The 21255-nt window shown below is 69.8% G+C and carries 21 protein-coding genes and 2 tRNA genes; 14 read left to right on the top strand and 9 right to left on the bottom strand.

Going from position 1 to position 21255, the window contains the following annotated elements; genetic code table 11:
• Nucleotides 1–810: 810 nt before the first annotated feature.
• The 3 genes from KBX21_RS25635 to KBX21_RS25625 form a co-directional block, all read right to left on the bottom strand.
• Nucleotides 811–1347 (bottom strand): EF-hand domain-containing protein, encoded by a 537-nt coding sequence (locus tag KBX21_RS25635; RefSeq protein ID WP_210844205.1) that lies wholly within the window; start codon nucleotides 1345–1347, stop codon nucleotides 811–813.
• 234 nt (nucleotides 1348–1581) lie between these two features.
• A complete protein-coding gene (locus tag KBX21_RS25630) occupies nucleotides 1582–2064 on the bottom strand; it encodes an SRPBCC domain-containing protein (RefSeq protein ID WP_210844203.1) in 483 nt (160 codons plus the stop codon).
• Nucleotides 2065–2111: 47 nt separating this feature from the next.
• Entirely contained in the window at nucleotides 2112–2492 is a 381-nt protein-coding gene (locus KBX21_RS25625; RefSeq protein ID WP_049572270.1) for a helix-turn-helix transcriptional regulator, read from the bottom strand.
• Between the two features lie 113 nt (nucleotides 2493–2605).
• Between KBX21_RS25625 and KBX21_RS25620 the strand changes: the two genes are divergently transcribed.
• The gene (locus KBX21_RS25620; RefSeq protein WP_210844201.1) at nucleotides 2606–3988 is read left to right on the top strand and encodes a dipeptidase; all 1383 of its coding nucleotides are present in this window, start codon (nucleotides 2606–2608) and stop codon (nucleotides 3986–3988) included.
• A gap of 139 nt (nucleotides 3989–4127) precedes the next feature.
• The gene (nudC, locus tag KBX21_RS25615; RefSeq protein WP_049572266.1) at nucleotides 4128–5078 is read left to right on the top strand and encodes an NAD(+) diphosphatase; all 951 of its coding nucleotides are present in this window, start codon (nucleotides 4128–4130) and stop codon (nucleotides 5076–5078) included.
• 176 nt (nucleotides 5079–5254) lie between these two features.
• On the opposite strand, the gene KBX21_RS25610 is transcribed toward nudC, so the two are convergent.
• Nucleotides 5255–5713, bottom strand: a complete 459-nt coding sequence (locus KBX21_RS25610; protein ID WP_049572295.1) for an ANTAR domain-containing response regulator — start codon at nucleotides 5711–5713, stop codon at nucleotides 5255–5257.
• A 141-nt stretch (nucleotides 5714–5854) separates the two neighbouring features.
• Nucleotides 5855–6145 carry a mycoredoxin gene (locus tag KBX21_RS25605; protein WP_017542395.1) on the bottom strand — a complete coding sequence of 97 codons (291 nt, stop codon included), beginning with the start codon at nucleotides 6143–6145 and terminating at the stop codon, nucleotides 5855–5857.
• Nucleotides 6146–6414: 269 nt separating this feature from the next.
• Between KBX21_RS25605 and KBX21_RS25600 the strand changes: the two genes are divergently transcribed.
• From KBX21_RS25600 to KBX21_RS25575, 6 genes are all read left to right on the top strand, one after another.
• Entirely contained in the window at nucleotides 6415–8520 is a 2106-nt protein-coding gene (locus tag KBX21_RS25600) for an ATP-dependent DNA helicase UvrD2 (protein ID WP_210844199.1), read from the top strand.
• Nucleotides 8513–9400 (top strand): acyl-CoA thioesterase II, encoded by an 888-nt coding sequence (gene tesB, locus KBX21_RS25595; protein ID WP_049572260.1) that lies wholly within the window; start codon nucleotides 8513–8515, stop codon nucleotides 9398–9400. Before KBX21_RS25600 ends, tesB begins: the two co-directional genes overlap by 8 nt.
• A 202-nt stretch (nucleotides 9401–9602) precedes the next feature.
• Nucleotides 9603–9953 carry a hypothetical protein gene (locus KBX21_RS25590; RefSeq protein WP_049572258.1) on the top strand — a complete coding sequence of 117 codons (351 nt, stop codon included), beginning with the start codon at nucleotides 9603–9605 and terminating at the stop codon, nucleotides 9951–9953.
• Nucleotides 9954–10157: 204 nt separating this feature from the next.
• Complete coding sequence (locus KBX21_RS25585; RefSeq protein ID WP_017542399.1) at nucleotides 10158–10436, top strand: WhiB family transcriptional regulator; 279 nt, start codon at nucleotides 10158–10160, stop codon at nucleotides 10434–10436.
• 39 nt (nucleotides 10437–10475) lie between these two features.
• Nucleotides 10476–10634, top strand: a complete 159-nt coding sequence (locus KBX21_RS25580) for a hypothetical protein (protein WP_199776564.1) — start codon at nucleotides 10476–10478, stop codon at nucleotides 10632–10634.
• Nucleotides 10635–10908: 274 nt separating this feature from the next.
• On the top strand, nucleotides 10909–11472 hold the full coding sequence (locus KBX21_RS25575) for a M48 family metallopeptidase (protein ID WP_049572255.1): 564 nt from the start codon (nucleotides 10909–10911) through the stop codon (nucleotides 11470–11472).
• 54 nt (nucleotides 11473–11526) lie between these two features.
• Here KBX21_RS25575 and KBX21_RS25570 read toward each other — a convergent pair whose 3' ends face one another.
• The 3 genes from KBX21_RS25570 to KBX21_RS25560 form a co-directional block, all read right to left on the bottom strand.
• A complete protein-coding gene (locus KBX21_RS25570; RefSeq protein WP_049572252.1) occupies nucleotides 11527–11898 on the bottom strand; it encodes a hypothetical protein in 372 nt (123 codons plus the stop codon).
• Between the two features lie 142 nt (nucleotides 11899–12040).
• Entirely contained in the window at nucleotides 12041–12607 is a 567-nt protein-coding gene (locus tag KBX21_RS25565; protein ID WP_210844197.1) for an NUDIX hydrolase, read from the bottom strand.
• Nucleotides 12608–14020 (bottom strand): zinc-dependent metalloprotease, encoded by a 1413-nt coding sequence (locus KBX21_RS25560; protein ID WP_210844196.1) that lies wholly within the window; start codon nucleotides 14018–14020, stop codon nucleotides 12608–12610. It abuts the gene before it with no gap.
• A gap of 123 nt (nucleotides 14021–14143) precedes the next feature.
• Here KBX21_RS25560 and KBX21_RS25555 point away from each other — a divergent pair, with 123 nt between their 5' ends.
• Genes KBX21_RS25555 through KBX21_RS25545 form a run of 3 tightly spaced genes read left to right on the top strand, consistent with a single transcriptional unit; the run spans nucleotide 14144 to nucleotide 16802 of the window.
• Nucleotides 14144–15211: an NAD-dependent epimerase/dehydratase family protein gene (locus KBX21_RS25555; RefSeq protein WP_210844210.1), complete on the top strand. Its 1068-nt coding sequence runs from the start codon at nucleotides 14144–14146 to the stop codon at nucleotides 15209–15211.
• Between the two features lie 25 nt (nucleotides 15212–15236).
• Nucleotides 15237–15674 (top strand): molybdenum cofactor biosynthesis protein MoaE, encoded by a 438-nt coding sequence (locus KBX21_RS25550; protein ID WP_049572243.1) that lies wholly within the window; start codon nucleotides 15237–15239, stop codon nucleotides 15672–15674.
• 54 nt (nucleotides 15675–15728) lie between these two features.
• Nucleotides 15729–16802, top strand: coding sequence for a PDZ domain-containing protein (locus KBX21_RS25545; RefSeq protein ID WP_049572239.1), 1074 nt, complete (start codon nucleotides 15729–15731; stop codon nucleotides 16800–16802).
• 66 nt (nucleotides 16803–16868) lie between these two features.
• Here KBX21_RS25545 and KBX21_RS25540 read toward each other — a convergent pair whose 3' ends face one another.
• Nucleotides 16869–17396: a PPA1309 family protein gene (locus KBX21_RS25540; RefSeq protein WP_307869285.1), complete on the bottom strand. Its 528-nt coding sequence runs from the start codon at nucleotides 17394–17396 to the stop codon at nucleotides 16869–16871.
• Between the two features lie 254 nt (nucleotides 17397–17650).
• Between KBX21_RS25540 and KBX21_RS25535 the strand changes: the two genes are divergently transcribed.
• The 3 genes from KBX21_RS25535 (at nucleotide 17651) to KBX21_RS25525 (ending at nucleotide 21252) form a co-directional block, all read left to right on the top strand.
• Nucleotides 17651–20623 (top strand): UPF0182 family protein, encoded by a 2973-nt coding sequence (locus KBX21_RS25535; protein ID WP_247666341.1) that lies wholly within the window; start codon nucleotides 17651–17653, stop codon nucleotides 20621–20623.
• 200 nt (nucleotides 20624–20823) lie between these two features.
• Nucleotides 20824–20900 (top strand) — tRNA-Met (locus KBX21_RS25530).
• Between the two features lie 275 nt (nucleotides 20901–21175).
• Nucleotides 21176–21252 (top strand) — tRNA-Met (locus tag KBX21_RS25525).
• Nucleotides 21253–21255: the final 3 nt, after the last annotated feature.

The following is a 21255-nucleotide window of genomic DNA, read 5'->3' as shown; positions in this document are numbered from 1 at the left end:
GGCGCGAACTCGCGGGTGAAGAAGGTGGTGGCCTGTTCCCGGGCGGCGCGCACGGCCGTGTCCACCGGGGTGGACCCGGTGGTCGGGGCGGGCACTGCGGGAAAGGAGGCCATATTTCAATAGTAGGCTTTTCGGGCTTGGGTGGCTATGGCCGGGTGGTTATAAAAGGCTGTCCATTCGTTGTGAGAATAGGCCGATCGGCCATTGTGGATAACTCGTTGTGTGTCGTGTTCGTGTGCTAGGCGAATCCCCACTCTCGTCTTCGCTGCCGCTTTTCCGCCACTCACCTGGACCGGCCGTGACACGCCCCACCGTCCATTGCAGGCCTGGGGCGCACCCTCCCTCGCCGCCGCTTTCCGTCGCCGACATGGACCGGCCGCGACACGCCCCACCGCTCACCACAGACCTGGGGTCGCTCCTTGGCGTGGAAGAGAGAGGGAACCGACTTCCGAGTACGGCCCGCGCCGGGCCAGGGCAGAGAGGCGGAAAGCGGAGCGACCGCTCCCTTGACGGCCACCGGGAGTTCCGAGAGCCCTGCCGCCCTCACGTCCACTCGACCCCACAGGCAATGCGGCCCATGGCAGGCCATCCTCTTCCTGCGGATCACGGTGTCGAGCACGAGTGATCGCGCGGTGTCCCCGCCACCGGATCCCCCGACCCCGGATCCCCGCGCACCCCCGGATCCCCGCGCACCCCCGGATCCCCGCGCGCCACCGCGTACCCCGGTCGCCGCGTACCCCGGTCACCGCTCACCCCGGTCAGGTCAGAGAGCTGTGGTTCGCCTGACCGGGGCACATTCCAGCCAGCGAACTAGACCACGCCGAAGACGAAGCCCCCGGGGGAGTCGATGTCGTCGCCGAACAGGAACTGCCGGGCCGACAGCACGAACTCCTCACGGCTCATGACGCCGTCCCCGTCGGTGTCCACGTGGGCGAAACGCTCACGGGCGTCGTCCTCCCGGGCGCCCAGGGCCTTGGCGTACACAAGGAACTCGCCCTGGCTGATGGTGCCGTCGCCGTCGCCGTCCAGCAGGTCGAAGACGGCCTCCGCGACGGCCTCGGCCGTGTTCGACCGGCTCCGGTCCTCCGACGCCTCCTGCATGGCGGCCACGAACTGGTCCCGGTCCAGGCGCACCTCGGTGGAGGTCCGCACCAACATGCCCCACAGGGACTCGTACGCCTCCTGGATCGCCAGGGCCTGGGGCTCCGACCCCTCCAGGCCGTAGCCGGACAGGTACCGGTTCACGAGCCGCTGGTAGTCGACCCAGGTCACCGCCTGGTCCCCGTTGGTGTCGAGTGCGTCGAAGAGATCGCCGAACCTGGCGGCGATCTGCGGGTCGTTGCTCACGCGGGCCTCCTGTGCGAGTGGGGGCGGGCCTCTCCCTCCCCGTGACCTCAGAGTGCCGGTCGGAGCAAAAGGTTCCCTGTTCACCTGGGTGTTCGCGCTGGTGGGGGACAAAAGCACGCGAACCGCAGCCCGAGCCCGCAGGTGGCCCCAGGGCTGGCTGACCCGGCCGGTACGAGCGAACGCCCCCGCACCGACGTCGCGGTATGGGGGCGTCTCCTGCTCTGGTTCGGCCGGTCAGGATGCGAGGACGGACTCGATCTGGCCCATGGCCTCCTGCATGCCCTCGGCCATGCCCATGTTGAGCATCTGCTCCATCGCCTCATGGGTCGGGAACGTGGTGCGCAGGGTCATCCGGGAACCGTCGCCGTGCTCCTCGACGTCCAGCCGCATGGTGCCAGCCGGCATGTCTCCGGGGTCGCCCGGCGTCTGGCCGAAACCGTCCGTGAACTCCAGCGAACGCGGAGCGTCCACCCTCTCGATCAGCCACCAACCGTGGTGCTGGTCGCCCTCGGGGCCGGTCATGAAGTAGGTGACGGCGCCCCCGGGCGTGAGCTCGTGCCGACCCACCGTCGCCGGGTAGGTCGGCGGCCCCCACCAGCGCTCCAGCTGGCGCGGGTCCGACCACAGCTCCCAGGTTCGCTCCACGCTGGAGGGCAGGTCGCAGGTGACCGTGAGGGTCAGGTTCTCGAAGTCCTTGTCAACACTGGTGACAGCCATCGGTCGATCCCTTCGTGATGGTTCCCCGTGCCTCGCCGGTGCGCGTTCTACGCGCCGGGAGCCTCGGCCTCGTCGAGGCGCTCCGTCCCGGGGTCCTCGGTGACCAGCAGGGCCATGCGGTCCATGCGCCCGATCCACAGCTCCTCGATCCGGTCGAGGGCCGCGCGGGCCCGGCGCAGGGCGTCGGGTTCGGTGCGGACGAGCTGTTCCCTGCCTCGCCTGTGCTTGCTGACCAGTCCGGCCCGCTCCAGCACCGCGACGTGCTTCTGCACCGCCGCGAAGCTCATGGGGTAGTCCTCGGCCAGTCGCGTCACCGACAGCTCCCCCTCCACCGAGCGGTGGAGGATGTCGCGGCGAGTGGTGTCCGACAGGGCGTGGAACACCAGGTCCACGCGCTCGTCCTCGTTGGACGCACTCTGTACAACCATGTGGTTTCAGATTAGATCGCCGCCACCCCCGCGACAAGGGGTGACGAGGTCAAGTCCTGTTTGTCCAGGTCTAAGGTCGAACCTGACAACGACGTCTAGGAGAAGGACGACTGATGGACGCACGCGCCTACATCGAGGCCCACCGGGACGAGTTCCTCACCTCGCTCAAGGAGTGGCTGGCGATCCCCTCGATCTCCGCGGACCCCGAGCACCACGAGGACGTGCGCCGCTCGGCGCGCTGGCTGGCCGACCACCTCACCGCCACCGGGTTCCCCACCGTGGAGGTCTGGGAGACCCCCGGCCTGCCCGCCGTGTTCGCGGAGTGGCCGGCCGCCGACCCGGCCGCCCCCACCGTGCTCGTCTACGGCCACCACGACGTGCAGCCGGTCGACCCCCTCGACGAGTGGGAGACCGAGCCCTTCGTCCCCACCGAACGCGGTACCTCCCTCTACGCGCGCGGTGCCTCCGACGACAAGGGCCAGGTCCTCTTCCATGCCCTTGGAGTGAGCGCGGCCCTCGCCGCCTCCGGCGCACAGGCCCCGCCGGTCACCATCAAGCTCCTCGTCGAGGGCGAGGAGGAGTCCGGCTCCGTCCACTTCGCCGACCTCATGAAGGCCAACCGCGAGCGCCTGGCCTGCGACGTCGCCGTCATCTCCGACACCACCATGTGGGCCCCGGACACCCCCTCCATGTGCGTGGGCATGCGCGGTGTCACGGACGTCGAGATCAGCCTGCACGGCCCCGAGCGCGACCTCCACAGCGGCTCCTTCGGCGGTGCCGTCCCCAACCCGCTCAAGATCATGAGCGACCTGCTCTCCGGCCTGCACGACGCCGACAACCGCGTCGCCATCCCCGGCTTCTACGACGGTGTCGTCGAGGCAAGCGCCGAGGAACGCGAACTCATCGCCCGGCTGCCCTTCGACGAGCAGGAGTGGCTGGCCACCGCCGCCTCCACCGCCGCACGCGGCGAGAAGGGGTACAGCACCCTGGAGCGCGTCTGGCTCCGGCCCACCGCCGAGATCAACGGCATGTGGGGCGGCCACACCGGCGCGGGCGGCAAGACCATCGTCCCCCGCTCCGCCCACGCCAAGATCAGCTTCCGCCTCGTCCCCGGGCAGGAGCCCCTGGAGATCCAGGACCGCGTCCGCGCCTACGTGGACGACGCCACCCCCGAGGGCGTCCGCGCCGAGCTGGAGTTCGGCGGCCCCGGCGTGCGCGCCTGCGCCTCCGACCTCTCCTCCACCGCCCTGAAGGCCGCCCGCTCCGCGATGGGACGCGCCTTCGGCAAGGAGGTGCTCTTCACCCGTGAGGGCGGCAGCGGCCCCGAGGCCGACATCGCCGACATCCTCGAGGCGCCGCTGGTGTTCGTGGCCGTGGGACTCAACGAGGACCGTATCCACGCCCCCAACGAGAAGGTCGAGATGCCCCTCCTGCTGAAGGGCGCCGAGAGCGCCGCGTACCTGTGGGAGGAGCTCGGCGCAGCCAGGGACGCCTGAGCCCGTACGCGGCGGTTCCGCGCCCGCCGTTCGCGGCCGCCGCAGCCAGGGCGGCGGCCGCGCGTGTTTGCCCAACGGGAGTGCGCGGGACCCCGGAAGGCGTTACACCTGGTGGATGACCACCACGTCGGAAGGTCCCATGGAAACCGAAGCCACACCCCTGCTCGCCCGATCGACCGTCGACCCCGCCGGACACCGTCGGGGCGACGACGCCTGGCTGGCCGCGGCCTGGGCCGACGCCCGCACCCGGGTCCTGGTGCTGGAGGGCGGTGAACCCGGCAGCTACGGCTGGCAGGCGCTCATGGCCAAGCAGTCCCGCGCCCTGGTCACCACCGGGCAGACCCGGGAACTGGTCCTGACCGACCCCCACCACGCGCCCCCGGGCGAGCGCTACCTCCTGGGCAGCGACGGCGACCGCGCCTACTTCGCGGTGCGCTCCCACCAGGAGCTGGAGCCCAACCCCGTGGCCGAACCCGCGTCACTGCGCGAGGTCGGCGCGATCCTCAGCGATCACGACACCGGCCTGTTCACCCGGGCGATCGCCCTCGCCAACTGGAACGCCAGCCACGGCTTCTGCCCCCGGTGCGGCTCCCGTACGCGCATCGAGAAGGCGGGACACGTCCGCGTCTGCGAGGAGGAGGGCACCGAACAGTTCCCCCGCATGGACCCGGCCGTGATCATGCTGGTGCACCGAGAACGCGACGGCCAGGAGGAGTGCCTGCTCGGCAACAACCCCCACTGGGACGCCCGGCGCTTCTCCGTGCTGGCTGGGTTCGTCGACGCCGGGGAGTCCCTCGAACAGGCGGTGATCCGCGAGGTCGCAGAGGAGGCGGGCGTGGTCGTGGAGTCGCCCCGCTACGTGTCCTCGCAGCCGTGGCCGTTCCCGCGCAGCCTCATGATGGGCTACACCGCGCGCGCCGTGGGCGAGACCGAGCGCACCGACGACGAGATCGCCGAGACCCGCTGGTTCAGCCGGGCCGCGCTGGCCGAGGCCGTGCACGCGGAGGAGGTCAGTCTCCCCGGAAGGGTGTCCATCGCCCGCACGCTGATCGAGCACTGGTACGGAGCGGAGCTTCCCGGAGGCTGGTGAACAGCGGGGACGTGACCGCCACCGCCCCCACCGGCCCCCGGGCGCCATAGGCCGCGCCCGCGGAGCCGACCGGAACCGCGGGCCGTCCGTCCCCCCGCGCCGGACGCCCGCGGCACACACACTCGGGTCCCGCTCCGACGGGACCCGTCCACCCGGGCCGAATCACCCGGAAAAGTTCAACCGGACCCCGTGGTCAGCTCGTCCGGAAGGACGGTCAGCGGACTCGTGCTGCTGTCCACCACGTCCTGGGCCAGGTCGGCGACTTTCCTGCCACGCGACCTGGCAGAGGAGCGCAGTCTTTCGAACGCCTCGCGAGGCGGCATCGTGTGCCGCTCCGCCAGGACTCCGATGGCCTGCTCCACCACGACCCGCGAGTGCAGCGCGTGCTCCAGCTGCGTGATCGTGTGCCGCAGCCGCTCCACCTCGGAAGCCCCCTCCGGGGCCCGCCCGGGCGCCTGCGTGCGAGGACGCCCGGTCCCCGCCTCGGACGTGAGGAGATCCGCCAGGACCATGGCGCTGACCAGGTCAGGAGCCTCGTGCCCGTGCTGTTCGGTGCCAACGCGCCACCCGTTCGGGGTGCGTCGCACCACTTCGACGGTCACCGTGTCGGTGACCGCCACGTCATGAGGCCTCATATCGTCCCCCACTCAACACTCCCCGTCATCGTCCGCGCTACGGTGCCGACCTCGCCGCCGTACGGAACTCGGGGGAGTCCACCCCTAGGGGGAGGGGTCCCGCCGCGCGGGCCGCACCAGGGCGGCCCGCGCCGTTCGTCCTCAGGACAGCTCGGCCAACTTCTTCTTCACCTGAGCGAGCGACGGGTTGGTCATCGCGGTCTCGTCGCTGAAGACCACCGTGGGGACCGTCTGGTTCCCGTTGTTGACCTTCATGACGTACTCCGCGGCCTCCGGATTCTCCTCGATGTTCACCTCGCGCACCGCGATGCCCTCACGGGAGAGCTGGCTCTTGAGGCGCTTGCAGTACCCGCACCAGGGGGTGCTGTACATCGTGAATCGTTCGGTGCCCGTACTCGTCATCTCGCTCACGTCTTCCTGGTCGACGGTCATGTTTGGGGATCGGTACGCCCATTCCAACACCAAGGGGGTCCCGCCGCTTCCCATGACCGTGCGACACAACGTGGGACGCCTCACAGGGCCTCCTGGTTCTGGAATGTGTGGCCCGGACTGTTCGCGCAGCTCGCGGGTTCGGCCCCGCGGCCGACACCCGCACCCGGCCCATCCGCTCCCGGTGACGACCGATACTTGAGAGACTGTGCGCCCACGGCGAGTCAGCCGCCCCGGCGGACGCAGCCTCCCCAACCAGATTCAGGAGCACCATGGACCCCGACCGCGTCCTGGAGGGACTGGACCCGGAACAGACCGAGGCGGCGCGCGCCCTGCGCGGACCCGTGTGCATCCTCGCCGGTGCCGGAACGGGGAAGACCAGGGCCATCACCCACCGGATCGCGCACGCCGTCGCCAGCGGGGTCGTCTCCGAACAGCAGATCCTCGCGGTCACCTTCACCGCCCGTGCAGCCGGGGAGATGCGCGGTCGGCTCCGCTCCCTGGGCGCCCCCCGGGTCCAGGCCCGCACCTTCCACGCGGCCGCCCTGCGCCAGCTCGGGTTCTTCTGGCCGCAGGTGATCGGCGGGGAGAAGCCCAAGCTCATCGACAGCAAGCTCTCCGTGGTGGCGCGCGCGGCCAACTCGGTGGGTCAGCAGCCGGACCGGCTCGGGCTGCGCGACCTCGCAAGCGAGATCGAGTGGGCGAAGGTCACCCAGGTGCGCCCCAGCGACTATGACAAGGCCGTGGCCAAGGCAGGGCGGCAGGCCCCGATGAACACCGGTGAGGTCGCCCGGGTCTTCGAGGCCTACGAGGAGCTGTGCCGTGAGCACAACCTCCTCGACTTCGAGTCCATGCTCGAACTCACAGCCGGGATGATCACCGAGTACCCGGCCATCGCCCAGCGGGTCCGCGACCAGTACCGGTACTTCGTCGTGGACGAGTTCCAGGACGTCAACCCGCTCCAGAAGCTCCTCCTGGACGCCTGGCTGGGCGACCGCGACGACCTGTGCGTGGTCGGCGACCCCAGCCAGACCATCTACTCGTTCGCGGGGGCCACCCCCGGCTATCTCACCGGGTTCGCCAACCGCTACCCGCACGCCACCGTCGTCCGGCTGGTCCGCGACTACCGCTCCACCCCCCAGGTGGTGCGGGTGGCCAACCACGTCATCGCGCAGGCCAGGGACACCACCTCCGCCAACCACCTCACCCTGCGGGCGCAGCGCCCCGACGGCCCGGACCCCCTGTACCAGGAGTACGACGACGAGCCCGCCGAGGCCACCGGGGTCGCCCGCAAGATCAGCGTCCTGCTGGAGGACGGCACCCCGGCCAGCCAGATCGCGGTGCTGGTGCGCACCAACTCCCAGTCGGCCTCCTACGAGCAGGCGCTCGCGGACGAGGGCGTCCCGTTCACGGTGCGCGGTACCACCCGCTTCTTCGAGCGCCCCGAGATCAAGCAGGCCGTGCACACGCTGCGCGGGGCCCGGCACGGCGCCGCCGACGAGGTGGCCGAACCCCTGGTCGCGACGGTGCGGAGCCTGCTCTCCCAGATGGGACTCACCGACAGCGCCCCCGAGGGCCGCCAGGCCCGGGAACGCTGGGAGTCGCTGTCCGCGCTCGCCCAGCTCGCCGAGGACATGGCGGCCAAACCCGGCCCCGACGGGCGCGCCGCCACCATGGGCGCGTTCGTCGAGGAGCTGGAGACGCGTATGGCCACCGAGCACGTCCCCGGGTTCGAGGGCGTGACCATCGCCTCCCTGCACTCCGCCAAGGGTTTGGAGTGGGACGCCGTCTTCCTCGTGGGCCTCACCGAAGGCATGATCCCGATCATCTACGCCGAGACCGACGAACAGGTGGAAGAGGAGCGCAGGCTCTTCTACGTGGGGGTCACCCGCGCCCGCGAACACCTGGCCATGTCCTGGTCGCTCTCGCGCTCCCCGGGCGGCCGTAAAAGCCGCAAGCCCTCCCGGTTCCTCGACGGACTCCGTCCCGCCTCGCCCTCCACCGCCAACCGCCGCGAGCGCCGCAAGGGCGGCGTGGTGCGCTGCCGGGTCTGCTCCAATGTGGTCTCCGACGCCACCGAACGCAAGCTGGGCCGCTGCCTCGACTGCCCCTCCACCTACGACGAGGCACTCCTGGAGCGGCTGCGTGACTGGCGCAAGCACACCAGCCAGGAGCAGAAGGTGCCCGCCTACGTGATCTTCACCGACGCCACCCTCCTGGCCATCGCCGAGCAGGAGCCCTCCAGCGTTTCCCAGCTCACGGCGGTGTCCGGGGTGGGTCCGACCAAGCTGGACCGCTACGGTGAGGCGGTGCTCGCGCTGGTCGCAGGGAGGGAACCGGCGGGGGAGGCCGGGGACGGAGAGGACGAGGATGAGTGAACACGACGCCGAACTCAGGGGCCAGTCGCTGGCCGACCTGCTGAGGGTCCTTGATCTGGAGCGGATCGAGGTCAACATCTTCCGGGGGATCAGCCCCGCGGAGGGACCGCAGCGGGTCTTCGGCGGTCTGGTCGCCGGTCAGGCGCTCGTGGCGGCGGGGCGGACGGTGCCCGCCGAACGGTACGTGCACTCCCTGCACGCCTACTTCATACGGCCCGGCGACCCCACCGTGCCGATCGTGTACGAGGTCGACCGGGTCCGCGACGGGCGTTCGTTCACCACCCGCCGGGTCGTGGCCGTCCAGCACGGCAAGCCGATCTTCACGCTCTCGGCCTCCTTCCACAAGGAGGAGCCCGGGCTCGACCACCAGATCCCCATGCCGGACGTGCCGCCGCCGGAGGACCTGCTCAGCACCCGGGAGCGGCTGCGCGAGGCATTCGGGAAGGTGCCCAACTTCGTGCAGTGGCACCCCATCGAGACGCGTCCGGTGGGTGCGATGTCGTTCGAGGCCGAACGCGACCCCGACCTGCGCACGGCCAGCAACCCGGTGTGGTTCAAGGTGGACGGCGAACTGCCGGACGACCGCCTCACCCAGGTGTGCCTCATGACGTACGCCTCGGACATGACCCTGCTGGACACGGTGCTGCTGCGGCACGGCAGGTCGTTCGCGGGCATAGCCATGGCCAGCCTCGACCACGCGATGTGGTTCCATCGGCCGTTCCGCGCCGACGAGTGGCTCCTGTACGCACAGGAGTCACCGACAGCCCAGGGCGCTCGTGGGCTGGCGCGAGGCCTTGTCTACACCCGTGACGGACAACTCGTCTGCTCCGTGGTCCAGGAGGGCATGATCCGCGTCGTGGACGCGGAGGGCTGGTCCTAGGGGAGTTCGTGAAGGGCCCGGGAGCAACGTTCCCGGGCCCTTCGCCATTCCCGTCGGGTTCTGGCCGGATGCGGACGTTTTCCCAGGTCAAAAATAGGTTGCCGATCTTTGTGAGCGGCCCGTAGTGTGTACTCGTCGAACCAGCCGCTCTCGGTACAGGTGCGAGACCCTGTACCCGACTTTGAAGGAGGTGCCCGATCAAATGAACACCACGGAGATGAACACGATGACCTCGTTGACCCTCGCTTCCGAGGCTGCTTGGCGTCCGCTCCCGACAGGAGTCGTGTCGGGCATCGGCCTGAGCGGTAGCACCATCGGCGGTCGCCTGCGCGCCCAGAACGGCATCCAGGCCCTCGGCATGGTCCAGCTCGTTGGATCTGGCTCCGTGCTCCAGGGGACCGGTGTGTCCGGATCCGGTGTCGTCGGCGAACCGCGCCACGAGTCCGAGCCTGCCCTTGATCGCGGCAAGTTCACCGGTGGCGTCACCAAGGCATCGCACGAAACCCCGCGCTATGGCGCATCGGGGGAGTGTCCACGGAAGATTCCGGCCTAGAGCAGCACAGGCCGAGATCCTCGACCGTGGCCGCGGACCCCGACACAGGGGCCGCGGCTTTCTTTGTATCTCCGTTGGCTCTCCGTCCCCCAGGGACGAGGGAGAAGGCGGCGGCATCGCAAGTCCGAGTCCCTCACCGGACCCGTTCCGGTGACTGAACACCGACCGCGTTGTACGAACGATCAAAGATCTTGGAGGGCACCGATGCTCGCGTCGGTCCTGGAAGCGCCCCAGCTGGGCGAGGTCGAAATCCCCTGCCGTATGGAGCCGGACCTGTTCTTCGCGGAGTCCCCCGCGGAGGTCGAGGCGGCCAAGGCGATCTGCGGTTCCTGCCCCATCAGGGAGCAGTGCCTGGCGGACGCTCTCGAACGGCGTGAGCCGTGGGGCGTCTGGGGCGGGCAGCTGCTCGTCTCCGGTCAGGTCGTGGCGCGCAAGCGTCCGCGTGGCCGTCCCCGCAAGAACCCCGCCCCGGTAGCGGCCTGAACCACCCCTGGAACCAACGAAACCGAAGGACTCGAAACGATGATGCAGGAACTCATGCAGATGGTGGAGCGGACCGACGAGGAGCCGCGCGAGCGTCAGATCAGACGTCTCGGAGCCCGACAGCTGCGCGCCCGTCAGCGCGAGGAGCGTCGTGCGGAGCAGGCGATCATGGAAATCGCGTGGTCACGGCTGTGTTGACGCCGACTGACGGGTGAGTGAACAGACGAGACCGAAGGGCGCCCGGAGCGCGCCGTTCGGTCTCGTTTGTGTAACCAAAACCGCCAGCGGCCCCCGAATCCAGCCCCGGTATGTGCCCTCTCACCAGGCCCGAAGCCCCCTGGTCAGAGGGGAATCCGTGACGGGACTCCGTTTCGCCCCGCGAACACCCGGGCCGGACACGGCGCGAAAGAAATCACATATCCGGACAACCCACACCTGTTCGAGAGGGCCTCCCTCGGATACCGTAAACATTGTGCCCTCGAACACCAAAGTCGAGGTACGACGCAGTCCTCGTCGCCGCCGCACCGTGTCGGCCTACAGGGACGGGGACACCACGGTCGTCCTCGTGCCCGCGACGTTCTCCCGCGCAGAGGAAAAGCGCTGGGTGAACCAGATGCTGCAAAAGCTCCAGGCCCGAGAGGGCCGGAGGCACCCCGGTGACCGGGAGCTCCAGGACCGCGCGGTGGAACTGGCCGAACGCTACCTGGACGGGTCGCACCTGCCCGAGAGCGTCCGCTGGGTCGACAACCAGAACTCCCGCTGGGGTTCGTGCACCCCGGACACCCGCAGCATCCGGATCTCCCGCCGCGTGGCTGGGATGCCCTCCTGGGTGGTGGACTATGTCCTCGTGCACGAGCTCGCGCACCTGCGCATCCCGCATCACGGCCGCGACTTCTGGGAGCTGGTCCGCCGCTACCCCAAGGCAGACCGGGCCCGCGGCTACCTGGAGGGGTTCAGTGCGGGCAGCCGCTCGGACTGCGACCACGGGGAACCCCCCGAGGCTCTCGAACCCGACGAGGTCGCCTTCGAGGAGTAGGGGGCCTGCTTCCGTGCCGTAGTGGCTCGGAACTCCCATGCCGTTCCCGCCCGCTCAGCCGCCCGACGCGTCGAGTTCCTGTTCGGCGGCCCTGACGTCGGCCGCGACGCGCGCTAGGACCAGGGCGCTCACCACGAGCAGCACCCCGAACACGGCGGCGTAGTAGAGGGTGGTCCCGCCCCACGCGCCGGAGACGGCGGCCCGCCCCAGGACCGCCACCAGCAGCACTCCCATGAATCCGCAGACCATCTGGCCCAGCCGCAGCGACCGCCGCTTCTGCTCCACCCGGGCGCGTGCGACCTCGCGCGGCCCCACCAGCCCCGAGCGTTCGTCGGCCAGGAGCCGCTCGGCGGCCTTGCGGGCCCGTTTGGCCAGCACGACCAGGACCAGCCCGCCCAGGAGCCCCAGCACGGTGATCAGAGACACTGCGAACGCCTCGCAGCGCGCCGGTGGTTCATGGTCTTTCCCGTCTCCTTGTGGCGTCCACGACCGGTCGGCCGTCATCGGACTCGGTACCCACGAAGGAGGCCCGTCCGGAGTCTTCTCCGGGCGGGCCTCCTCGGGCGGTTCAGCTCGTGGCGTTGATCCACCGGTGCGCGCGGACCGCGAGGACGGCGGCGTCGACCAGGGCCCGGACGGAGTCGTCACTGGGCTCGGGCAGGTCGCCCACCGGGAACCAGTCCAGTCCGGCGGACTCGTCCGGATCGCGGACCAGCACGGCGTCGGCCGGGGCCACCGCCGCGTACTGCACGTCCAGGTGGAAGCTGCCCCCGCCGCACGGCACCGCATGGCGGTCCAGCCGCACCGGCTCCGGCAGCAGGGTCAGACCCCGGATCCCGGACTCCTCGGTGGCCTCCCGCATGGCGGCGCCGCCCAGGGTGGCGTCCTCGGTCTCGCAGTGGCCGCCGGTCTGCAACCACATCCGGTGGACCCGGTGCAGCACCAGCGCCACCCGGGAACCGTCGTCGGACACGATCGCCGAACTCGCGGTCAGGTGACCGGGCAGGCAGGAGCGCCACATGGCGTCACCGTGGGCGTCGAGGTGGTCGAGGTAGGAGCGGCGCAGCTCCTCCTGCCCGGCGTCGGGCGCGGTCCACGCGTCCAGCACCGAGCGCGCGTCGGAGTGCAGGCCCACCTACTTGCCGTCCTCGTCGTCGCCGGGCCGGGGCCGCTCGGAGCCGTCCGGGTCGGTCAGCGACGAGATGTCGAAGTCCGTGCCCTCGAACTCGCCGCGTCCGTTCACGAACCCGTCCGGGTCGTCCAGGTCGTCGGCGGTGGGCATCAGGTCCGGGTGGTGCCACACGGCGTCCCGGCCCTCCACGCCCCGGGCCTCCTCCAGCGCGGCCCACAGCGCCCCCGCCTCACGCAGACGGCGCGGACGAAGCTCCAGGCCGACCAGGGCGGCGAAGGTGTGCTCGGCGGGCCCACCGGTGGCGCGGCGGCGCCGGGTGGTCTCCGCGAGCGCGCCGGACTGCGGCAGGCGCTCGGACACGGCCGAGGACACCACGGTCGCCACCCAGCCCTCGATCAGGGCGAGGGTGGTCTCCAGGCGCTTCAGCGCGGCCTTCTGCTGGGGGGTGTCCTCCGGCTGGAGCAGACCCTCGGTGCCCATGCCGCCGGACAGGGCCTCCTGGAGCGCCTCGGGGTTGGAGAGGTCGACTTCGCCGAGCTTGTCCTCCAGGCCGCTGACGTCGAAGGACATCCCGGCCGCGTACTCCTCGACCAGCCGTGACACGTGGGAACGCAGCCACGGCACGTGCGCGTACAGCCGGTGAACGGCCGCCTCGCGCGCGGCGAGGTAGAGGCGCACCTCGTCCTCGGGGATCTCGAGGCCCTCGCTGAAGCGGGCCACCCCCGAGGGCAGCAGCGCGGCGTTGCCCTCACCTGCGAGCGGAAGACCGATATCGGTGGTTCCGATCACTTCCTGGGCGAGCTCACCGATGGCCTGACCGGCCTGCTGGCCGACCATCATGCCGCCCATCTGCTGGATCATCCCCAGCAGCGGACCGGCCATGGAAGCCATCTCCTCAGGGAGGTTCTGCCCCATGGCCTGGACCGTCTTGGCGGTCAGTGGGTCGCACAGCTGCGCCCACGAGTCCATCGTCTTCTCGATCCACTCCGACCGGCTCCAGGCCTGGGCGGTCTGGAGCCCCGAGGGCAGGTCGGTAGCCTGGTCGAGCCACAGGTCGGCGAGGCGCAGTGCCTCCTCGATCCGTGCGTAGTCGGCGGGCGGCACGCTCGGGTCCCCCTTCTGGGACACCGCGTGCCGCGCGATGTTCTTGGCCATGTCCCAGTTGATGCCGGACGTCGAGGACGTCTGGCCGGCCTCCGGCGCACCGGGGGCGGGCTGGGACGACATCATGTCCGCGAACTGGCGGAGCATGTTGGCCATCTGTTGCGGGTCGCCGAACGGGAATCCGTCCGGCATTCCGGGGTTCCCCCCGCCCGGGCCGCCGCTGCCGGCACCCGAGCCGGAGTCGCCTGAACGGCGTCCGGACTCGTCATCGGGATCGTTCGGCATGCTGAAACCGAAAGGCAGGTCGCTCACAATCAGACCTCAGGCAGGATTAGGTTTGGTCTCCACTGTCACGTTAGCTGGGAGTCGCCCGGAGTGAATACCGAAAGCAGCCAGGTTCGCCCACAGCACAGCCCCTCGGATAGGGCGGGCATGGTGGTGGCGGTCACCGGTGCCGCCTCCGGAGTGGGCCGACTCCTCGTGCAACGCCTGGCCACGCCAGAAGGTTCCATCTCCGCTCGCGAGGTCGTGGCGATCGACGACCAGTTCGCCGACCTGCGCGGCGTGACCTGGCGCATCGCCGACGTCCAGGACCCCGGGCTGGTCTCGCGTCTGCACGGGATCGACGTCCTCGTGCACACCGCCGACGACCGCTCCCTGGAGACCCGGCCGTCCTCGCGCCGGGCCCACAACATCCGGGCCGCCCAGACCGTGCTGACGGCCGCCGCCGCGTCGGGCGTACCCAGAGTCCTCCTCATCACCAGCACCATGGTCTACGGCGCCGCCCCCGACAACCCGGTGCCCCTGCCCGAGAACGCCACCCGCGTCTCGGACAACAGCGAGGGGCTCATGGGAGACTTCGCCGAGGTCGAGGAGCTGGCCGAGCGGGCCCGCCGAGCCCACCCCGGCCTGAGCGTCACCGTGGTGCGACCGGCGCCGCTCGTCGGCCCCGAACTGGACACCCTCCTCAGCCGCCACTTCTCCGCGCCCCGGCTCCTCACCGTCAAGGGCCACGAGCAGCACTGGCAGTTCTGTCACGAGAACGACCTCGCCTCCGCGCTCGCCCACTGCGCCCTGCACGACGTGACCGGCACCGACGGCGTGGTCGCCGTGGGCAGCGAGGGCTCCCTCACCCAGGGGGAGGTGGAGGAGATCGCCGGGATGAAGCACTTCGAGGTCCCCGCCAACCTCGCCTTCGGGGCCGTCCGCCGCCTGCACCAGGCCCGCATCACCCCGGCCGCCGCGGGCGAGATCAAGTTCCTCGTCTACCCGTGCGTGGTGGACGGCGCGTCCCTGCGCGAGGCCGGATGGAAGCCCGCCCACGACAACGAGTCCGCGCTGGCCGTCCTCCTGGAGTCCAAGAGCGGCAAGCACGCGATCGCGGGGCGCAGCCTCGGCCGCAAGGAGGTCACCATCACCGCCGCCGGTGCGGCCGGTGCGGCGGCCGCGGCCATCGGGACCGCCGCCGCCATCCGCCACCTGCGCAAGCGTGGGAAGTCCTGATCCGACCGCTTGATACGGTTTCCAGGTGGAACAGATCACTCTCGCGGCCGTACGCGACACGCCCCTGTCCGTCGACGAGGTCCTGGCGGCCGTGTCCGATCCCAGGGCGGGCGGCACCGCCGTCTTCATCGGCACGGTGCGCGACCACGACCACGGGCGCGACGTCGCCGCCTTGTCCTACTCGGCACACCCCTCCGTCGAGGCGCAGTTGCGTGTCGTCATGGAGAAGGTGCTGAACGACACCACGGCACCGGGCCGACCGGTCGTGCGGATGGCCGCCACGCACCGCGTCGGAGACCTGGAGATCGGGGACCTCGCCGTGGTCGTCGCGGCCTCCGCAGCCCACCGTGAGGAGGCCTTCGCGGCCTGTCGCAGGCTCATCGACGACCTCAAGGCCCAGGTGCCCATCTGGAAGAACCAGGCCTTCGAGGACGGCGGGACGGAGTGGGTCGGCTCGCCCTGAGTCCACCCTCCAGGTCCCGGAGGGCTCTAAGGTGTCAGCATGGTTCGTCGTGTCATGACCCTTGTAGCCGCTCTCGTCCTGCTTGCCGGGCTCGGGTACGGCAGCCTCTTCCTGCCCATGCCCTACCTCGTCGCGGCCCCGGGCGTCACGCTGGACACTCTGGGACAGCAGGAGGGCGGCGAGCCCGTCATCGGTGTCGAGGGCGCCGAGAACTACGAGCACGACGGATCGCTCTCCATGGTGACCGTCCAGTACGCGGGCGGCCCCGACCACCGGCTCAACCTCTTCACCCTCGTGACGGCCTGGCTCTCACCGAGCCAGGCGGTGCTGCCCGAGGAACTCCTGTTCCCGGCCGGGCGGTCCCCCGAGGAGGTCACCGAGCGGCAGTCCCTCCAGATGAACGACTCGCAGACCGACGCCACCGCCGCGGCACTCAACCAGCTCAACATCGACTACGAGGCGATCCCGCTGGTCGCCGACACCGTCCCGGACATGCCCGCCGACGGGGTCGTCGAGCCGGGAGACCGCATCATCGAGGTGGACGGCGAGAAGGTCCCCACGCACACCAGTGGCACCGACACCGAGGAACTCGTGGGCAGCTCCTACGTGGTGGACCGGGTCGGCGACCGCGCCCCCGGCGAACCGGTCGGGCTCGTCCTGGATCGCGACGGCGACGAGGTCGAGGTCGAGATGGACACCGTCGAGGGTGACGAGGGCAACGCCGCGGTGGGCGTCCTCATCGCCGACGACATGGACTTCCCCGTCGACGTCTCCATCTCCGTGGGCGAGATCGGCGGACCCAGCGCGGGCATGATGTTCGCCCTCGGGATCATCGACCGGCTCAGCGAGGAGAGCATCACCGGAGGGGCCAGCATCGCGGGCTCCGGCACCATCTCCTCCGACGGCCAGGTCGGCGGGATCAGCGGCATCCCGCAGAAGATGGTCAGCGCCAAGCGCGACGGCGCCGAGTACTTCTTCGTCGCCGCCGACAGCTGCTCCCAGGTCTCCCAGTCCGCCGCCTACGGCGACCTCGACGTCGTCCGGGTCGAGACCCTCACCGACGCCATGGACGCCCTGGACGTCATCCGGGGTGGAGAGGGCGAACTGCCCCGCTGCGAAGCCGAGTGAGCAGCAAGAGCACATGGGAGGACCCCCGGACCGTGCGGTCCGGGGGTCCTTTCGTACGGGTGGGGGTCAGCTCTCCTTCTGGGGGAGCTCCTCGTCCAGGTCGAGGGTGAGCGCCAGCGCGGAGGTCAGGGCGGGGATCAGGTCCGGGCCGTTGAGCACCTCGGACTCGGTGTCGTGGCTGCGCATCCGCATGGCGCAGTGCCGCGAACCGTTTCGCAGCACACCCGCGACCATGCGGATCTCCTCGGTCTCCTTGCCGGAGGCGGAGGGGTCCTCCCCGGCGGCCAGGGTCTCGTCCGAGCCCTTCACCACCAGGCGCTCCATGACCAGCGCGCACCCGGCCACGCCCTCGGGCCACAGGATGCGCCCCAGCGCCTCCTCAAGCGGCACGTCCGGAGACAGCGCCTCCTGCTCGACCGGGGTCAGCTCGTCGGGGTCGGCCGGGGAGTCGATCCCCAGCAGACTCGCCAGCGCGGGCTCCGCCGCCAGCAGCTCCGAGGTGGGGACCAGGGCGTACAGCCCCAAAGGGCGGTCCCACCCCTGCTCGGCGGCGTGGCGTTCCAGGTCCATGACTGCTTCGCGAATGTTCGACACGTTTCCATGGTCGCCGATGTGGGAACCTCGCCGGGCCCGTTCGGCGGCAGTAGGGTCGCACCGTGCCCTCAGGATGCGACTCCGATACACCAACGATGCAGCCTTGTCACCGGGTGGAGGGCGATTTCGGGAACCTGACGGCCACCGATTAAGTTTTCAGTAATGAAGGCGCCACACGCGCAACCAACGCACCTACCAAGCCAGAACGAGGGGGAGGCGTGAGCTTCCGATCGCCCGGCGCACCACCTGCGCGTATGCCTCGCCGATCAAGGTTGCTCGCGCCAGTCGCGGCGACCGTGGTCGTCATCATCGCGGGGCTGATGTTCGCCGCGAACTTCTGGACCGACTACAAGTGGTTCAGTTCCGTCGGTTACACCTCGGTCTTCCTGACCGAACTGTGGACCCGAGTCCTGCTCTTCGCCGTCGCGGCACTCGTGATGGCCGTCATCGTCGGCGCGAGTATCTTCTTCGCCTACCGGGCCCGGCCCGGTATCAGACCGATGAGTCTGGAGCAGCAGGGCCTGGACCGCTACCGGCAGTCCATCGACCCGCACCGCAAGCTCTTCTTCTGGATCGCGGTCGGCGCCCTGGCGCTCCTGGCCGGCGCGGCCGCCAGCGGTGACTGGCGCTCCTACCTCCAGTTCGTCAACGGCGTGGACTTCGGGGTGAACGACCCCGAGTTCGGCATGGACATCGCGTTCTTCGCGTTCACCTACCCGTTCCTGCGCATCCTGCTCGGCTACCTGTACGCGGCCGTCATCCTGGCGTTCATCGCCGCCGTGATCGTGCACTACCTGTACGGCGGGGTCCGCCTCCAGAACGACTCCGGGCAGCGCGCCACCCCCGCCGCCCGCGTGCACCTGTCGGTGCTGCTGGGCCTGTTCGTGCTGCTGCGCGCGGGCTCCTACTGGCTGGACCGCTACGGGCTGGTCTTCTCCGACCGGGGCTACACCTTCGGTGCCTCCTACACGGACGTGAACGCGGTCAAGACCGCACTGACCATCCTCACGGTCATCTCGGTCATCTGCGCCGTCCTGTTCTTCGCCAACATCGCCTTCAAGAACACGATGATCCCGGTGGCCTCCCTCGGACTGCTCGTGCTGTCCGGCGTGGTCGTCGGTGTGGCCTACCCCGAGATCGTCCAGCGCTTCCAGGTCAGCCCGAACGAGCAGCGCCTGGAGAGCCCCTACATCGAGCGCAACATCGAGAGCACGCGCGAGGCGTACGGGATCGCCGACGCCGAGGTGGAGACCTACGACGCCACCACGGAGCTCACGCCCCAGGAACTGGCGGCCGAGGCCGACACGATCCCGAGCGTGCGTCTGGCCGACCCGGCCGTGGTCTCGCAGACCTTCCAGCAGATGCAGCAGGTCCGTGGCTTCTACCAGTTCCCGGACGTGCTGGAGGTGGACCGCTACCCGGACGCCGACGGCAACCTGATCGACACGATCGTCGCCGTGCGTGAGCTGGACGGCCCGCCCGCCGACCAGGACAACTGGCTCAACCGCCACCTGATCTACACCCACGGCTTCGGCATGGTCGCCGCCGCGGGCAACCTGATCGACAACGAGGGCCGCCCGGTCTTCACCGAGTACAACATCCCGCCGCGCGGTGAGCTGAGCGAGGTCGTCGGCGAGTACGAGCCGAGGATCTACTACGGCCGCGAGGGCGCCGACTACGTGATCGTCGAGGCCGAGGAGGAGTACGACTACCCGGTCGACCCCGCCTCGGACGAGCCCGACGTCCCCACGCTCGAGGACGCGGTCGATGCCAGCCCGAGTCCGGACGAGGCGCGTGCGCCCTCGGACGGCCAGGACGGCGGAGAAGAGGCCCCGGCGGAGGACGCCGAGGCCACCGAGGAGAACGCCGAGGAGGACCCGGCAGGCGGTTCGCAGGCCTACAACCGCTACGACGGTGACGGCGGCGTGCCGCTGAACAACTTCTTCGACCGCATCCTGTACGCGATCAAGTACCAGGAAACGAGCATCCTGCTCAACAGCGCGATCACGAGCGACTCGCGGATCATCTACGAGCGCGACCCGCTGGACCGCGTGGAGAAGGTCGCCCCGTTCCTCACCGTCGACAGCCGCCCCTACCCGGCGGTCGTGGACGGCAAGGTCGTGTGGATCGTCGACGGCTACACCACCTCGGACGGCTACCCGTACGCCAACCGGGTCGACTTCACGCAGGCGGTGACCGACACCTTCACCGACGGTTCGGCGCAGCAGGTCGGCGCGCTGCCGGGCAACGAGGTCAACTACATCCGCAACTCGGTGAAGGCCACCGTCGACGCCTACGACGGCACCGTCACCCTGTACGGCTGGGACGACGAGGACCCCGTCCTCAGGACCTGGGAGGGCGCCTTCCCGGGCACGGTGGTCAACAAGGACGAGATGAGCGAGGAGCTCATCCAGCACCTGCGCTACCCGGACGACCTGTTCAAGGTGCAGCGCGAGATCATGCGCGAGTACCACGTGACGGACGCCGCGTCCTACTACGGTGGTCAGGACTTCTGGTCGGTTCCCAACGACCCGACCCGGGAGGGCGAGGTCTCCGAGCCGCCCTACCGCCAGACCATCAACTTCCCCGGTTCGGAAGAGCCCAGCTTCTCGCTGACCACCACGTTCGTGCCGAACAACCGTGAGAACCTGGCCGCGTTCATGGCGGTGGACAGCAACCCGGAGTCCGAGGAGTACGGGAAGCTGAAGCTGCTGGAGCTGCCCCGGAGCACGGTGATCTTCGGTCCCGGGCAGGTGCAGAACGCGTTCGACTCGGACGCCGACGTGCGTGAGGTCCTGCTCCCGCTGGAGCAGTCCAACGCCGAGGTGACCCGAGGCAACCTGCTGACCCTGCCGTTCGCGGGCGGTCTGCTCTACGTGGAGCCCCTCTACGTGCAGGCCGGTGGCGGCGGAGCGGCGTCCTTCCCGCTGCTCCAGCAGGTCATGGTCGGATTCGGTGAGGAGGTCGCCATCGGCAGCAACCTCCAGGACGCCCTGAACAACCTGTTCGAGGGCGGCGAGGGTCCGCTGCCGGACCCGGACGCCGAGCAGGGCACCGAGGAGGAGGAGACCTCCGAGGCCGGTTCGGGCGACAGCGAGCCCAGCGACCTCACCGAGGCCCTCAACGAGGCCGTGGAGGCCTGGGAGGAAGCCCAGGAGTCCAACGACGAGGCCAACGAGCGCCTGCGTGAGGCTCTTGAGGCCCTTGAGGAGGCCGCGGGCGACTAGTCCGTAGCCGTACCGTCCACCCACTGGGGCGCCGAGTACGACGGGGCGGGACCTTCCGGGGTCCCGCCCCGTTCCCGTGTCGGGACCCCGTGTGGGCCCTCCGGACCTCACCGGGAACGGGGCACGGACGGGGCAGGGGAGCGCCCGCGCAGGTCGATTTGGCTTTCCCGCCGGGGCGCGCTAATCTGAAGACACAACGACGCGGGGTGGAGCAGTTCGGTAGCTCGCTGGGCTCATAACCCAGAGGTCGCAGGTTCAAATCCTGTCCCCGCTACCAAGATCGGACCCGGGAGAAATCCCGGGTCCGGTGCTTTTCCCGGCCCATCCTCTTCGGCGGGTGTTTCGGGAAGCGCATATCGGTGGCTCTTTGGCTGCCAATGTGTGTGCGCGGCGAAAATGCCGGTGCGGACCGCGAGGAAAGCCTGGTAGAGTAGCCAATAGGCCCGGTCGGGAAGCTGACCAGGACCAACGGGTGGATCTCCGATCGGTTTAGCTCCAAAAAAACCGATTTGCCACCTGGGGCAAAAGGCCCTAAAGTAGAGATCACAACGACGCGGGGTGGAGCAGTTCGGTAGCTCGCTGGGCTCATAACCCAGAGGTCGCAGGTTCAAATCCTGTCCCCGCTACCAAGA

The organism is Nocardiopsis sp. B62 (assembly GCF_018070675.1).
In the GTDB taxonomy this organism is placed as follows: Bacteria; Actinomycetota; Actinomycetes; order Streptosporangiales; family Streptosporangiaceae; genus Nocardiopsis; species Nocardiopsis prasina.
The sequence above is the reverse complement of the archived record's forward strand: the minus strand, read 5'-3'. Positions and strand labels throughout refer to the sequence as shown.

Coding starts and splice junctions, on each gene's coding strand:
- KBX21_RS25630 (WP_210844203.1), bottom strand. CDS start 2,064: ATGGCTGTCACCAGTGTTGACAAGGACTTCGAGAACCTGACCCTCACG.
- KBX21_RS25625 (WP_049572270.1), bottom strand. CDS start 2,492: ATGGTTGTACAGAGTGCGTCCAACGAGGACGAGCGCGTGGACCTGGTG.
- KBX21_RS25620 (WP_210844201.1), top strand. CDS start 2,606: ATGGACGCACGCGCCTACATCGAGGCCCACCGGGACGAGTTCCTCACC.
- nudC (WP_049572266.1), top strand. CDS start 4,128: ATGGAAACCGAAGCCACACCCCTGCTCGCCCGATCGACCGTCGACCCC.
- KBX21_RS25610 (WP_049572295.1), bottom strand. CDS start 5,713: ATGAGGCCTCATGACGTGGCGGTCACCGACACGGTGACCGTCGAAGTG.
- KBX21_RS25605 (WP_017542395.1), bottom strand. CDS start 6,145: ATGACCGTCGACCAGGAAGACGTGAGCGAGATGACGAGTACGGGCACC.
- KBX21_RS25600 (WP_210844199.1), top strand. CDS start 6,415: ATGGACCCCGACCGCGTCCTGGAGGGACTGGACCCGGAACAGACCGAG.
- tesB (WP_049572260.1), top strand. CDS start 8,513: ATGAGTGAACACGACGCCGAACTCAGGGGCCAGTCGCTGGCCGACCTG.
- KBX21_RS25590 (WP_049572258.1), top strand. CDS start 9,603: ATGAACACCACGGAGATGAACACGATGACCTCGTTGACCCTCGCTTCC.
- KBX21_RS25585 (WP_017542399.1), top strand. CDS start 10,158: ATGCTCGCGTCGGTCCTGGAAGCGCCCCAGCTGGGCGAGGTCGAAATC.
- KBX21_RS25580 (WP_199776564.1), top strand. CDS start 10,476: ATGATGCAGGAACTCATGCAGATGGTGGAGCGGACCGACGAGGAGCCG.
- KBX21_RS25545 (WP_049572239.1), top strand. CDS start 15,729: ATGACCCTTGTAGCCGCTCTCGTCCTGCTTGCCGGGCTCGGGTACGGC.
- KBX21_RS25535 (WP_247666341.1), top strand. CDS start 17,651: ATGCCTCGCCGATCAAGGTTGCTCGCGCCAGTCGCGGCGACCGTGGTC.